This is a genomic window from Rickettsia felis URRWXCal2, from assembly GCA_000012145.1.
In the GTDB taxonomy this organism is placed as follows: Bacteria; Pseudomonadota; Alphaproteobacteria; order Rickettsiales; family Rickettsiaceae; genus Rickettsia; species Rickettsia felis.
Window position 1 is genome coordinate 621916 of sequence record CP000053.1, and the last position, 15407, is coordinate 637322.

The following is a 15407-nucleotide window of genomic DNA, read 5'->3' on the forward strand; positions in this document are numbered from 1 at the left end:
AGAATTACATAGTAATTCGACGAAGCAATCTCAGGATATTTGACGAGATTGCCACGTCGCTTCGCTCCTCGCAATGACGATTCGGGTATCCACGCAACAACGACTGTTCGCAATGACGAAAAACCAAAACAAATAAACAAAACAGGAATTTCTAAAATGGATGAAATGAATAAAATAAATTATGCTGAAGCCCTTGAATATCATGAAAAAGATAAACCGGGTAAAATCGCTATTTCTGCAACAAAGTCTTTAGTTACGCAGCAAGATTTATCGCTTGCATATTCACCGGGTGTGGCTGCTCCTTGCCTTGAAATTGCTAAAAATTTAGAGGATGTATATAAATATACCGCTCGCGGTAATTTAGTTGCCGTAATCTCTAACGGTACTGCTGTACTTGGGCTTGGTAATTTAGGAGCGGCTGCTTCAAAACCGGTAATGGAAGGAAAAGCCGTACTGTTCAAAAAATTTGCCGATATTGATGCAATAGACTTGGAAGTGAATACGGAAGATCCTGAAGAATTTATTAATGCCGTGAAATATCTCAGTTATAGTTTTGGGGGTATCAATCTTGAAGATATTAAAGCTCCTGAATGTTTTATTATAGAAGAAAAATTAAAATCTTTAATGAATATACCGGTCTTTCATGACGATCAGCATGGAACGGCGATTATTACCGCCGCAGGGCTAATAAATGCAGCATATCTTACTAATCGCAAGCTTGAAGATTTAAAAATCGTGGTTAATGGAGCAGGGGCTGCCGCTATTGCTTGCATTGATTTATTAATTGCTCTTGGAGTCGATAAATCAAAGATTATTTTATGTGATACAAAAGGTGTTGTGTACAAAGGACGCCTAGAAGGTATGAATAAATGGAAAAAGCTATATGCAAGCGATACTAAGGTTAGAACCTTAGCGGAAAGCTTAAATAATGCAGATGTATTTATAGGGTTATCAGTAAAAGGGGCGGTAACTAAAGAGATAGTGAAAGGGATGGCAAATAATCCGATTATTTTTGCTATGGCTAACCCTGATCCGGAAATTACTCCTGAAGATATAAAGTTTGTGCGGGATGATGCAATTATAGCAACAGGGCGATCTGATTATAATAATCAGATTAATAATGTTATGGGATTTCCTTATATTTTTAGAGGAGCATTAGACGTAAGAGCGAGGACCATTAATACAGAAATGAAAATAGCAGCAGCAAAAGCTATTGCAGATTTAGCCCGTAGACCTGTACCGGAAGAGGTATATAAAGCTTACTCAGGGCGTAAGATGGTTTTCGGTAAGGAATACATCATTCCCGTACCGTTTGATCCTCGTTTAATTACCGTAGTAGCAGCAGCGGTTGCCGTTGCTGCAATAGAAAGCGGCGTTGCTAGAGTTAAAGATTTTAGTATAGGTAAATATAGGAAAGAATTGGGTAGTAGATTAAACCCTACTGCTAACTATATGAATTTCTTAGCTGAAAAAATTCATAATGCACCGCTTAAGCGGATTGTTTTTGCTGAAGGTGAAGAAGAAGAAGTAATTTCTGCCGCCCTTATGATGCGAGACGAGAAATACGGTCATCCGATTATAATTGGTCGTGTTGAGCGAATTGAGGCTACATTAAAAAAGATAGGTCAAGATATTAGCTTAGACGGAATTCAAATAATGAATGCAGCTTTAACTGATAGTTTAGAGAAATATATTGATTATTTATATAAAAGACTTCAGAGAAAAGGCTATTTATATCGTGATTGTGCTAAACTTGTTAAAACAGATAAGAATATTTTTGCTGCTTGTATGGTAGCTTGCGGTGACGGTGATGCTCTTTTAACCGGTGTTACTAAAAGCTATATCGATAGTTTAGAAGATATCATGAAAGTAATTTCGCCAAAACCTAATCGTAGAATCCTTGGCTATTCAATTATGATTGCTAAAGACAATAATATTATTATTTCTGATAATTGTATTACTGAATATCCAAACAGCTTAGAGCTTGCTCAAATAGCAACACAAACGGCAGAAATTGCTAAAAACATGGGGATTACCCCAAGAGTTGCTCTTCTTTCTTTTTCCAGCTTCGGTAATGCTTCTAAGGAAAAAACAGCTCGTATTCGTGAAGCAGTAAATATACTAGATAATTTTAGTAAAGACAAAGAAGAGCTGAGCGGCATGAAAGTAGATTTTGAATATGATGGAGAGATGTCGGTTAAGGTAGCTTTAGACGGTGATTTACGTAAATTATATAAATTTTGTAGATTATCAGGGTCTGCAAATGTATTAATTATGCCTGGTTTAAATTCAGCGGCTATTTCTACTGAATTATTACAAGAATTTTCATCCAATAGCTTCATAGGTCCTATAACAAACGGTTTTGAAAAACCCGTTCAAATACTTCAAGCTACAGCAACAGCTAATGAAATACTAAAAATAGCAACTTTTGCTTGCGTTGAGGCTATAAAAGAAGTTTAAGAGGCTATTTATAAATAAATTTTAATCGATAATTTAATTTTTTTTGCTGCGAATTATAAGATTTTTTTGAAATATGAATAACTATTCTTGCAAAAATCTTATCAATATTTCTGAATAAAATCTTACAAGCCACAGTAACATAGTAAAATATTAAAAATTGCGGCTTTTACTTGTGTTGAATCTATAAAAGGTCTTTAATTACTAGATATTTAATTAACTTGTGAGAGATAAAATGGACTCATTAGTAAAAAACGAAGTAATTAAACTTTTTAATGATAAGCCAAAAAGCGGAATTACAAGAATTAAAAAATGGTGTGCTGATAATAATAAAGATTTTACAGAAGAAACTGCTAAATTTTTTTATGAGGAAAAAACTAATCTAAATTTAGAGTTTGTAGGAGATTATCTTGGAACAGATGGAGGCGATAATAAAAAAGTATTAGAGAGTTTTACTAAGCAATTTGATTTTAAAGAAAAAGATTATTTAGAAAGTTTACGTGGGTTTTTACAATCATTTAAATTACCGGGCGAAGCTCAAAAAATAGATAGGTTAGTCGAAAGTTTTGGGACAAACTATTATGAACAAAATATAAACGGTGAAATAAAAAGTAAGGATGCCGCATATATACTAGCTTACCAAACAATTATGCTTAATACCGACTTGCATAATTCTAGTATTGCCGAACCGAAAAAAATGACTTTTGAGCAATTAAAGAATAATTTAAAAGGTACTAATGAAAGTCAAAATTTTAATGATAATTTTTTGAAAAAGATATATGACGGAATAAAAGCCAAACCTTTCGTACTAAATTTTGTAGATAGTAGTCCTGGTTATGAGATAGATAATATAAGTTCACAAAATGATCAAACTTTTAAAAAATTAAGTAAATTCTTAGAAGAAAAAAGAAATATTCAAGACGTCTTTCCTAAATTACAAAATAATAATTTAACCGCAGAATTTAAAAATCCTAAAACATTGCTTAATAAGTTTACCGGTTATGAAGGGAGTGTAATAGTTAAAGATGAGAAAGGCGGTAAAGCAGAAATTCAAGTCTATAAACCAAGTGTATTTTCAAGATGGTTTTCAGGAGAAAAGTCTAAAATCATAATTCAGCCTTTAAGTGAAGAAGGAAAGCAGCCTTCAGAACAATCATTAAAATTAGCAGCACAAATTACCGCAAACTTTGAAACTAAAGTAACATCTATTAAAGCAACTTATGATTATTTAAAGGAAGATTTAAAGAGTTGGTATGAGAATATTAGAAATCCTAAAAAAGAATTAGAAAGAGCTAGTTCTATTGCAGAACTACATAAAAATATTAAAGAAATTACAGAAATTGTACAGCAAACAAATCAACAAATACCTGAAAAACCTTTGGCTTCTAAAGAGAGTTTTGAAGATCTCACACAAGCAGAGATAGGAATAAAGCCGATAGAAATACTAATAAAGAGTTCATCTCAACCAGTAGAAAAGCCAAAATTTAATTCTTTTATAGAAGAGTTAGCATGGAAGAATGCACAAAGAAGGCAAAATATTGATACTCCAATAAGTCAAAATAAAGAATCTAAAATCCAAACAGATAATCATGCAAAAATTTTAGAAGAATTAAAGCAAAAACAGAAAGAATTAGAAGATAAGAAAAAAGGGCTTGAAGAAAAAAAAGCTAATTCTAATATTACTAGAGAAGAAAGATGGAAAATTGTTGCAGAATTGGAATCTATTAATAATCAATTTAAAGCTATAGAAAAAGAACGTAGTAATATTAATAGTGCTTCAGATAGAGAAAAAAAGTTTGATAATAAAAATAACCCCTCATCGCCTACGAAAGGAGAACCGACAGCTGCAGATTTACAGCAACAAGGAGCATTAGCAGCTATAAAACGTATGAAAGAAGAGAAGATAAAGCAGCAGCAAGCAGAAGCTACTAATCAACCTTCAAAAAATACTTCAACTATGCCTAGCGGTACTATACCGGTGCCGCCTCCAATGCCTGGGAGTGGTCTTTCTGTTCCACCACCACCTCCTCCTACGTCAATTCCAAATATTGTAAAAGAAGAGGCTAAAGATATTGGTAAACAAATACCTCAGGAAAGAGATAAGAATAAAGAAGGACTGGCAAAAGCTATGGAAGCACAAAGAAAAAAAATAGATACAGGTAGAGGAATGTAGCTTGTTGTATGGCTTGTTTTATGTCGTTCCCGCGAAGACGGGAATCCAGAAAAAGTATAAATATAACAAATTGTTGAAATTAAAAGCTCGATCTATCTCGCTTTACGCTGGATTCCTGCTTTCGCAGGAATGACATTGAATACTTTTCTTGAACCATGCAATGCTTGTAATGACGAGTTGGTATCCAAAAGAAGTCTGTTGAAACTAAATAGTTAGTATCATATGATGTTGTCACCAAAAGAAAATATTATATGTCTAATTCAGCTTTTTTAGTTGCATTTTTTACAACAATTATCCGTTATTATGATTATGCTCTATTCGGTTTATCGGCTAGTATTCTTGCACAAAATTTCTTACCTAATATAGAACAGGATAAACAACTACTCGGCTTTTTTGCCATTCTTAGTGCAGCCGTTATAGTACGACCTTTAGGGTCTTTAATTTTTGGATTTATCGGAGATAAATACGGGCGTACTAAATCTATTAAGATATCAATGTTCATGAGTAGCATTTCTACCGGATTAATTGCTATTACTCCTTCCTTTGAGATGATAGGTATTTTTGCTACGGTAATACTAACATTATGTCGAATGGTTTTTTTAGCAAGCCTTGCCGGAGAAGTTGACGGAATAAAAATTTATGTAGCTGAAAAAACAGGAGATAATAGGAAAAATTTAAATATAGGAATAGTTTCGTGTTGTAGCCAAATAGGTGCATTACTTGCGGCTATAGCTTATTATTATACTAGCAATTCTGATATCCAGTATTTATGGCGTTTTAATTTCTTTATCGGTGCAATATTTGGTTTATTTGCTATTTTGATGAGAAATTTTTTTAAAGAAAGTAGCGAGTTTTTAAGAAAATCATCGAAAAGTACGATAAAACAGATAATAAAGGATAATAAAACATCTTTTATAATAGCGTTACTAATAAACGGTGCTATTGGAGGAGTGTATCACTTTTTGGTAATTTTCTTAGGAGTTTTTTTAACAAAAATAGCTTTTGTAAATCATCCTGAAATAAGATTTATGAATATAGCTCTTACTACTACCTATGGAATATCAGCCGTTTTTGCAGGGCTGCTTGCCGATAAAATAAACCCTTTAAGACAGATTACATGGACTGTATTTGCTAGCATTATTGTTGCTTTAGGAATGCAAATAATGTTATACAAACAAATATTTAATATTCTCTGTCCCATTATATTAATAGGACTTGCAGCATTTTATGCAGTACCGCTACAAATTATTGTTCAATCTTTGTTTAAGACTAATGTTAAAATGAGGCTTTATAGTTTATCTCATTCTTTTGGAGGTATTATTCTATCCTCAACTACTCCTTTCTTTAGTATGTTGTTGTGGCAAAATTTTAAGTCACTATCTCTAACTTTAAGCTTTTTCATATTTTTGCTTATAATATTAATGAGTACAGTGTTAGTTTTACGTAAGATGTTATCCTTACATGGATACTAAATCGTCATTGCAAGTGGGTATTGTTGCGTGGATACCCGAACCGTCATTGCGAGGAGCGAAGCGACGTGGCAATCCCAAAAAAAAAAAGTATAAATACAGCAAATTTTTGAAATTAAAAGCTCGCTTTATGCTGGCTTCTCGCCTACGCGGGAAAGCGTTGTTGCATGGATACCGAGTCGTCATTGCGAGAAGAATTACACAGTAATTCGACGAAGCAAGGAAGAAAAAACGAGTCTTCCCGATTAAGTGTGTAAACTTTTCCAAAAGCCTAGATTCTTTCGTCAAATTTTATTAAAAAATGAGCCATAGCCTTGTTCCAATTTGGTATGGACATGGACCATTTTTTGGTCATGTAATCAATTGCCAAATATAAGCTTTTAAAAACAGCATTATCATTTGGAAAAACACGTTTATTTTTTGTGACTTTTCGGAGTTGACTATTAACAGATTCCACAGCATTTGTTGTATAAATTATTTTCCGTATTTCTTCAGGGTATCCTAAGAAAATCATTAAATTATCCCAGTGAACATACCAAGATTTAGCAATTTGAGGATATTGTTTATTCCATTTAGATTCAAAAGCCTCTAAAGCGGAAAGTGCTTCTTTTTCTGTGCTAGTGTATAAATAGGTTTTAAATCACCAGCAAGCTCTTTCCGGTCCTTATATGATACATATCGTAAACTATTTCTAATTTGATGTACAATACATAATTGATGCTCCGTCTTTGGAAAAACAGCACCTATAGCTTCAGACATACCATTAAGGTTATCGCTACATGCTATCAGTATGTCTTGTATACCTCTATTTTTCATCTCAGTAAAATTTCCAAGCCAAAATTTAGCCCCTTCATTCTCACTGATCCATAATCCCAAAATATCTTTCCGCCCTTCTAAATCAATACCTAATGCAACATATACCGATTTATTGATAATCCGTTTATCCTGACGTACTTTTACTATTAAACAATCAAAAAATACTATAGCATATACTGGATCTAATGGACGGCTTTGCCATAGCTTAACATCCTCTATTATATCATCTGTGATTTGGCTAATTAAACTCTCGCTTACATCAGCTCCATATAACTCCTGAAGCTGTAATTTTATATCTGATAAACTCATACCTTTAGCATACAAAGATAGTACTTTATCATCAAAACCATCAAGTCTTCTTTGACGCTTTGCTACTAATGATGGTGCAAAACTGCTATTTCTATCTCTTGGCACTTCAATCTCAACAGCACCATTCTTTGTAATCAGATTCTTTGTGTTATAACCATTACGTGAATTCTGAGCATCACTTTGATTGTACTTGCTATATCCTAAATGATTATTCATCTCAGACTGTAGAGCTCTCTCTACAAGACGCTTGGTTATTTCTTTTAATAAACCATCTTCCCTGAATAATATTGATACATCTGTATCATTATTGATCAATAAATCTATCGCTTGTTCCATTGCAGCATTTTGTTTCTGTGTCATTGTAATTTCTCTTTTTGTTATATTTTCTTTTATACAACCTTTGAGAAATTTACACACTTATTTGGACAGAGCCGAAAAAAATTCTGTATATCAGAATTTTTTTAATTACTTTTCTGGATTGCTGCGTCGCCTACGGCTTCCTCGCAATGACGACTCGGTATCCACGCAACACTGCCATGCGGGAATGACATAAATGAGCCATGCAACAGACTCAAAAACAAGAATAACATCAATTGTCTTAGATAACTCTTCCGTCTTTACTGCGACCTGTAGGTTTTATGCTAGGGCTACTTGAAGATTTGGGGCTTTGCTGTGCCTGTGTTCCAATTTGCTTCGCTTCTTTTGCTAAGTTTTCAAATTTGTCTTTTAAGCTTTTTGTATTGCCTTCTTTTATATGTGTATCTTCACTAGCTTCTATATAACTCTTAGTTTGCCTTTTAGGTGCATTATCTTTAGATTGAGCATGCTTAGAATGTTCTATTAAAAATTTTGTACGAGGTCTTATTAGTTCATTCTCTTTCCCTATACCTTTCTGTTTTTCTTCCTCCCATTTATCCCATTCCTCCGGTGATGTCCAGTATCTTGTTATTTTACTATCAAAGCCTTTTTCAAATTTGTTTATTAAATTTTTGGTGCTATTCTCTTTAATTTCTTTACCTCGATTTTCAAACTCAAAATTTTTCTTAGGAGTTATATAGTCAGATTGAGTATTTTCATGTTGTTTTTCTACAGTTTGTTTCTTTTCTTCTGTCCAGTATTTTTCGATTTTGCTGTCAGAGTCTGCTTCAAATTTTGCTATTCTATCTTTTATACCGGTAACTGCTCCTGTAGATATTTTAGGTTGTTCTTGGGTTGATTGCTTAGTATGTTTCGGAGATGTATTTTTAGATAATTCATAAGTAAAAGATTCTAAACGAGATAAGTTCTTTTGAACTTTTTCTATATTGGAATTTAAATATTCTATTTCGGGTCCTTTATATTCTATTATATTTTTTAATGTAGTATTAATTTCTACAAAAGATTCTTTAATCTCGTTATTAAACTTATCATCACTATTACTTATCTTACTACAATTAGTAGAAATTTTTTGGAGCTTATCTAATATATCGTTAATTCTCTCATCTTTTTGAGAAGTCGACACCATACTTGCTAAAAATTCGTTTCTTCCTAAATTTCTATTAACATTACTTAAATATAGAGGTATGGTAGAGGCTTTAGTGTAATCTTGTGGAAATTTATCTATCTCTTCTTTAAATCTCTTTAAGAACTTTATTGTATCACCGAATATAGGATGAGTATTCCAGGAAAGAGGAGGAGGAGCCGGTATTGCTTCCTGCATTGGTGATGTATCTTTAGCTAATTCATCATTAAACAAAGTTCGTATTTTAGGTAATACATTATCGATATTAACCTGCTTCGGTGATGTATCTATAGATAGTTTTTCATTTTGTAGTTCAGATATATAATCATCTACTGCTTCTTTTAATTTATCTAAAACGGCACTATTTTGGGAAGGAGGTAGCATTCCGGTGTCATCCCACTCTAAAGCGATATTATCGCTTCTACGCTCCTCACGAGGATCAGTTAGCTTATAGTAGTTTTTATTTAACAAACGAGGATCACGTGAATTTTCGCTCTTTTCATATTCCTTAATTTCTTCAAATATACCTAGTGTTTTATAAATATTATCTATTTCTTCTTGAGTAAGTCTTTCATTGCTTACTTCTTTTTGTTGGATAGATTTTTGTAGTTCTTTTGTTGCCGTTAACTTATCTTTTGTTGTATTTGAATTTGATAAAATTTTCGCTTGTGCTAAATCAAGAGCTTTAATTAAATTAGTAGAGCTGCTTTTTCCAAATGTGGTAGATAATTCTTCTTGACTTGAACCGATTCCTGAATCAATAGAAGAAGATCTAGAAACATTATTAGATTTAGGATTAATATTTGCTTGTTGTACATAAGATTTGCCGGCATCTATTAATATTTTATCAGTGAATTGCTCTAGTTCATTGAATGAGTTTTCTAGTTTTGCAAAAAGTTCTGTTGAGGAATGTACTATTGCCGGTGATAACTTAGGTATAGAATCTTCAGGTATAGTTTCTAAAGAAGGAGAATATTTACCTGTTTCTTTCTGTAGTACTGATTCATTTTGCCTTATTAAATTTGATATATTTTTAAATTTATTTGCTAATTCTTCAGATAATATATCAATCTGGTTATTGTTATTACTTCCGGCATATAAGACTAGAGCCTCCTTTATATTTTGCGAGATATTATCTGCATGATCTATTAATAACATCTTATATTGTAAATCTAATTCGCTTGAATTATTAGTATTACGGAAGTAATTTTTATTTACTGATATACTTTTGCTGAGTATATTTTTAGAAGCTTCTATAAGTTCTTTTTGCCCTTTCTCTTCTTTATTTTTTAACTCTTCAAATAAATTTTGTAAACCGTCTGAAAAATCTCCGGCATTATCAAGGTATAAAAATTTACTTCTTATAATCTCTTGGGCTTTTTGATTAGAAGCTTGTTGAACTTTTTGTTTCTCTTGCATTGCTCTTAGAATGATATTTTTATCTAATGAATTAATCACATCATAAAAATTTTTCATTTCATCTAGTTTTTCTCTAGGTTCTTTTATTTTTTGTAATCTTTCTCTTAATTCTTGAAATTTATCCCATTCATGTTGTTCAAGAAAAAATTCCTCTATTTTTGTATTTTTAGCATTAGGGCTTCCTCCGCTACTCAGGATTTTATTTCTAGCTGCCTGTAATCTAGATGGTTGATGAGAGTTGATATTATTAATCAAATCTAAAATTTCTTTTGATGTCTTATTAAATTCTTCATTATTAGTTGGATTTTTGATTGTTTCTTGGACTGCTTCCCTTAACTTTATTATCTCTTCTTTAAGGCTAAGCTCTACTTTTTGTTGACCGTGTGTTATAGCTTGTGCGTTTTTTTGTGAGGTAAGTATTTTTTTATCTTGCTGTATATTTAAGCTACTTTTCCCTACTTTCTGAACAACTTCTTCCATCAATTGTAATAGATTAATGTTGCTCTTTATTTCTAATCCTTGCTCATTAGTGATCGGTAATGAATTACTTAGTCTTAATAATTCTGAAAAATCTGAAGGGGATATTAGGACATCAAGTTGAGCCTTTGTTTTTCTACCTTTTCCGTCTTCCTTAAAGCCTTCAACTTTACCAATACTAATAGGTAGATTTTTTAAATAAATTTCTTTACTAGCACCTTGTATATTTTTATCAGTTGCCACTTTGTTTGCTACTTTGAAGTTAGCTTGTTGCTGAGAAACATACGGTCCAGGCTTTCTAGGGTCTATTTTGTTTATTAGAGCTTCTATAAAATTAGTTGTACGTGTTATAACTAGTTTATCTGCTTCTAAAATATTATTTAAATTAGTATTTTTTATTAAATAAAGATTTCTTGTTAGCCGGTCTGATTCATTTTTATGTTTCATAATTTCCCTCTATTAATAAAAATAAACCAAAATGTAATACCATTTATGTTAAATTAACAATACTAATAATTAGTATTAATTCAATATTTTAAATCTTGTTGCATTTGTGCTTCAATAATATAATTTTATCATTTATTTTATCGTGTCAAGGAGTTTTTTAACTCCTTCAACTGATTTGTCGAATAATGCTTTTTCTTCTTTAGTTAGCTGTAGTTCTACTACTTTTATGACGCCTTCTTTACCTATAATAATAGGTACTCCGACATATAAATCATTAACCCCATATTCACCTTGTAGATAAGCGGCACAAGTTAGAATTTGACGTTTATCTTTTAAATATGCTTCAAGCATTTCTATTGCTGAGGCTGCAGGGGCATAATAAGCAGAACCTGTTTTAAGTAATGCAACAATCTCACCGCCGCCGTTCCTAGTACGATCGATTATTTTTTCAATATTCTTATTACTTGATAAGCCCATTTTTATCAAGTCAGGTATCGGCACTCCTGATATTGTAGAATATCTTGCAAGAGGTACCATAGCATCACCATGACCGCCGAGAACCGTGCTATTAACATTGCTAACCGATACTTTAAATTCTTCAGCAAGAAAAAGATTAAATCTTGATGAGTCAAGTACGCCTGCCATCCCTATTACTTTATTATGAGGTAGTCCGCTTTCTTTAAGCATGACATATACCATAACGTCAAGCGGGTTGGTAATTACTATTACAAAGGCATCAGGAGCGTATTTTTTAACATTCTCTGCAACATTTTTCATAATACCGGTATTAATGCTAATTAAATCATCTCTACTTATTCCTGGTTTTCTTGGTAAACCGGCAGTAATAATTATTGCATCAGATCCTTCAATATCTTTATAGTCATTTGTGCCTTTTATTTTGATATCAGACCCGGCTATTGTACCGGCTTGCATGAGATCCAATGCTTTTCCTTGCGGTACTCCTTCAGCCACATCAAATAACACGATATCACCTAAGTTTCTAAGGCTAATTAAGTGAGCAAGCGTACCACCTATGTTACCGCTACCTATTAATGAGATTTTTGGATTTTTTTTCATTATTCCCTCTACAAATATTAAATATGCCTATTACTATATTACAAATAGATTCAAGAAAAAAGAATTTTTAAATTATATTGTTAATTGGTTAATTCATAAAAATTAACCATTCACATTGACTTTATTAAAATAGATTAATATAATGCCGAGTCGAAAATACCATGAAACATGGAATTTTAATAAAATAACTAAAAAAAAGAAAATAACTATGCCTAAAATTTCTAAGTTAATAAATATTTTTAAATCTTGTATAAGGGGAGTAATGCAAAAGAATGTAAAACCGTTCCAGATGTGTTTCATGATTTACGCATTAGTATTAACAATAGTCTTAATAGTAAAGATGTAAGCTTTGATACGGTAGATAGCCCAGAAAACAAAAGTACCCTACATCATGTAACTGACCTAGTAGAACTTAAAGAGTTGCTTCAAAAAAATATTGATCCTAATATACAAGATGAGAATGGTTATACTGCTTTAGAGGTTACAGGTAATTTTGAAAAAGCCAAAATGTTACTTGAATATGGGGCTACGGTGAATGACTATAAACAGATGGGTGAAGTATTATATTACTGTGGTCGTAACTCAGTAGAAAATAAAATTATTCTTTCACTATTAATGCATAGTAATGCTAATACTAATTTTACAAAAGCAAATTTAGTAAGACAATGTAAAGAACCGCATGAAGAGGCAGAGCGGTTAATAAAACGAATTGAAAAAATAAAGGGCTTAATATATCAAAGTAAAGAAGTAGAGACGTTAAGAGTATATGTTGATAGATTGCAGAACTTAAAAAATAAATATGAAGAAGCAAACCAAGATGTTTCAAAAATAATATTAGATTATATTGAAAATCAAGAGAGCGATAGTTTAAAAGCTAAACTTGTTACTACTTGTCAAAATCTGGGGTTAATCGAAGATTATTCGGAAGTAGCTCAAGAAAATGCATTATATAAGTGCTTGGATGAGGCTTTTGATTTACTTGATCAAGGATTAATAGGAGAGGATGCTCAAATATAGTGGTTTAATTCATAGTATCAAGTAATTTTTGAAAGGTCCCTTATGTCCTTCCTAGCTTAGTGTTGTCAACATGGGCATAAAGTCGTCATTGCGAGTAGGCATTGTTGCGTAGACCTGTTTATCCGTCATTGCGAGGAAATTGCATAGCAATTGACGAAGCAATCCAGTAAAAAATTCTGTAAATCAGAATTTTTTTTATTATTTTCCTAGATTGCCGCATCGCTTCGCTCCTCGCAATGACGACTTGGTATTCACGCTGGCAATGTCTTGCAGGATGATACACAAAACTATCAACGTTTTATCATCTTATTATATTGTTCCGATAAAACTTTTACGCCGTATAGCCATAATAGACATACGATTACAAAGCTAAACATCAATAAACCGGCTATGTCGTTATGTACGGCGTTCGGGAAAATACTAAAGGATATGAATTGAATAATAGCACCTATTGATTTACCGATTTTAGTACCCATAACATCAACGGCAGCTTTACCTTTGGTCTTCATTTCACTATCGAGCGGAATATATACCATTTCTTTAGTAGCATCAAAAAGTGAATATTTTACGGATTTGGAAAGTACATGCCAAAGTCCGCCGATAAAAACTATAACGACAAGCGGCAAACTATAGCCGAGAGTATTTACGATATTTTCTAGGTGATTTTCAAAAACCGTGAATGAAAAGAACATAACGCCTGCTCCAAACATCATAATCGGTGTTATAATAGCTCCCCAAAACCAGCCGCATATTCTAATTAAACTACTTCCTAAAAACGCACTAACTAACGTGAGTACTCCCGTCCAAAAAAACACTTCACCGTGATAGGATATAAAATCCTTTGTAGCAGGATAGAGTTGTTTTACTTTTGACATCCATAATCCTTCTATTAGGCTAATACTCATAGAATAAGACATTACAAGAAGACAAATAAAACCGAGATATCTAGAAGTTAATATTACTTTTGCACTTTCGACTAAGCTTAATTTTAATATATCCGTTCTTTGGTTTTTAAATTTAATATTTTTGTCTGCTTCTACGACTGATTTATCAATAAGTTTATGAAGAGCTAGACAAATTAATCCGGATATTAAAATAACCGTAATAAATGATTTTAAAAGGATTTCATTTGTATCGTTTAGATGAGAAAATAAAGGTAATAAGAAATGCTCACTCTTAGCAAAATAAATAATTACGGTTCCTGAGATGAGTAAATTAGTTTGTCCAAATAAAGTAAAAAATGAGTAAAATCTCGGTGCTTCTTCGACTTTAGTAATTTTATTTGCAAGCTGCCAATATAAAAGAGTAAATACTATAACCGGCCATAATTCTCCCATAATATAAAATAATACTAAACTCCACTGTCCCCAAATTATTAAAAACCATTTTAAGTGAGGAAGAACAGTGATATAGTGCTTAATTAATTCGGGATCGGGATGAAAAAACTCTCTGTACGGAAATAAAATAAAACCAAAAATTGCAAAGAAAAATAAAAAAGTGCCGGTAATTATCCTAAAAACTTGCTCTGTTGTCATAATATTACAGAGTTTAGAATAAAGAATAACAAATAAAATTCCCATCGGCATTTCGCCCCAAAGTTTGATAAAACTCAATACTTCCGAGCTAATTAAGGTAACAACAAAACTATCTTTAATACTACGAACTAAGTTTTGATTAAGTAGAATAAAAAACATTAGTAAAACCATCGGGATGAATTTGGTTAATTCATACGATCTAATCGGCCATACTATATGCCTAAATTTACTGTTTCTGGCTTTATTCCAAATTGTGAAGTTAGAATCCACGGCATCCATTGATTTACTATGAGCTTATTTTTTTAGTACCGGAGTGGATACTAGAGTCGTCATTGCGAGAAGAATTACGTAGTAATCGACGAAGCAATCTCAGGAGTATTATTTCATGAGATTGCCACGCAGCCTACGGCTGCTCGCAATGACGGAAAAACCGTTCCACGCAACAAGACTTTTGCGGGGATGACCCCCAGCGTTTTTCAAAAACTGTCCGGCTATATTATTTTTTATGCAACCTAGACTATAATAAAAACTATGTCAAGATTTTTTAAAATAGTCTCATATTTTATTGTTAATTACATTTGTTATATACTCGATGAACTTGAAAAATTGGCTACGTCGTTCTACAAGATCTGTGGTGCTCACGTATTAAGTATACGCTCCGTCCTTGTCTTGTGAACTCCTTACTCTTTTCCAAGTTGATCTTCGTATAC

General features: G+C 32.3%; 7 protein-coding genes and 4 pseudogenes. 4 read left to right on the forward strand and 7 right to left on the reverse strand.

Annotated elements, in window-relative coordinates; genetic code table 11:
• Window positions 1-13: 13 nt before the first annotated feature.
• Window positions 14-158 (reverse strand): annotated as a pseudogene (locus RF_RS11950) (polysaccharide polymerase); the annotation flags it as partial.
• On the opposite strand from RF_RS11950, the gene RF_RS03125 reads away from it, so the two are divergent.
• The 3 genes from RF_RS03125 to RF_RS03135 all read left to right on the forward strand — a co-directional run bounded on the left by RF_RS03125 (window position 157) and on the right by RF_RS03135 (window position 6102).
• Complete coding sequence (locus tag RF_RS03125) at window positions 157-2460, forward strand: NADP-dependent malic enzyme (protein ID WP_011270916.1); 2304 nt, start codon at window positions 157-159, stop codon at window positions 2458-2460. The pseudogene RF_RS11950 and the gene RF_RS03125 overlap by 2 nt on opposite strands.
• Before the next feature lie 232 nt (window positions 2461-2692).
• Window positions 2693-4630 (forward strand): T4SS guanine nucleotide exchange effector RalF, encoded by a 1938-nt coding sequence (gene ralF, locus RF_RS03130; RefSeq protein WP_041405315.1) that lies wholly within the window; start codon window positions 2693-2695, stop codon window positions 4628-4630.
• A gap of 251 nt (window positions 4631-4881) precedes the next feature.
• Complete coding sequence (locus tag RF_RS03135) at window positions 4882-6102, forward strand: MFS transporter (RefSeq protein ID WP_011270918.1); 1221 nt, start codon at window positions 4882-4884, stop codon at window positions 6100-6102.
• A gap of 268 nt (window positions 6103-6370) precedes the next feature.
• Here RF_RS03135 and RF_RS03145 read toward each other — a convergent pair.
• The 5 genes and pseudogenes from RF_RS03145 to mdh form a co-directional block, all read right to left on the reverse strand.
• A pseudogene (locus RF_RS03145) lies at window positions 6371-7584 on the reverse strand (IS256 family transposase).
• 238 nt (window positions 7585-7822) lie between these two features.
• Window positions 7823-8002, reverse strand: a complete 180-nt coding sequence (locus RF_RS08800; protein WP_081427814.1) for a hypothetical protein — start codon at window positions 8000-8002, stop codon at window positions 7823-7825.
• Between the two features lie 147 nt (window positions 8003-8149).
• Window positions 8150-8527: pseudogene (locus RF_RS08805) on the reverse strand (hypothetical protein); the annotation flags it as partial.
• A pseudogene (locus RF_RS10545) lies at window positions 8516-8728 on the reverse strand (hypothetical protein); the annotation flags it as partial. The pseudogenes RF_RS08805 and RF_RS10545, both read right to left, overlap by 12 nt.
• A gap of 2472 nt (window positions 8729-11200) precedes the next feature.
• Window positions 11201-12145: a malate dehydrogenase gene (gene mdh / locus RF_RS03165; RefSeq protein ID WP_011270920.1), complete on the reverse strand. Its 945-nt coding sequence runs from the start codon at window positions 12143-12145 to the stop codon at window positions 11201-11203.
• A gap of 246 nt (window positions 12146-12391) precedes the next feature.
• Here mdh and RF_RS11370 point away from each other — a divergent pair, with 246 nt between their 5' ends.
• On the forward strand, window positions 12392-13162 hold the full coding sequence (locus RF_RS11370) for an ankyrin repeat domain-containing protein (RefSeq protein WP_231564244.1): 771 nt from the start codon (window positions 12392-12394) through the stop codon (window positions 13160-13162).
• A gap of 290 nt (window positions 13163-13452) precedes the next feature.
• On the opposite strand, the gene tlc2 is transcribed toward RF_RS11370, so the two are convergent.
• Entirely contained in the window at window positions 13453-14976 is a 1524-nt protein-coding gene (tlc2, locus tag RF_RS03180; RefSeq protein ID WP_011270922.1) for a nucleotide exchange transporter Tlc2, read from the reverse strand.
• Window positions 14977-15407 lie beyond the last annotated feature (431 nt).

Excerpts from the sequence above, each read along its gene's own strand:
- tlc2 (WP_011270922.1), bottom strand. The coding sequence starts at position 14,976 with ATGGATGCCGTGGATTCTAACTTCACAATTTGGAATAAAGCCAGAAAC.
- mdh (WP_011270920.1), bottom strand. The coding sequence starts at position 12,145 with ATGAAAAAAAATCCAAAAATCTCATTAATAGGTAGCGGTAACATAGGT.
- RF_RS03125 (WP_011270916.1), top strand. The coding sequence starts at position 157 with ATGGATGAAATGAATAAAATAAATTATGCTGAAGCCCTTGAATATCAT.
- RF_RS03135 (WP_011270918.1), top strand. The coding sequence starts at position 4,882 with ATGTCTAATTCAGCTTTTTTAGTTGCATTTTTTACAACAATTATCCGT.
- ralF (WP_041405315.1), top strand. The coding sequence starts at position 2,693 with ATGGACTCATTAGTAAAAAACGAAGTAATTAAACTTTTTAATGATAAG.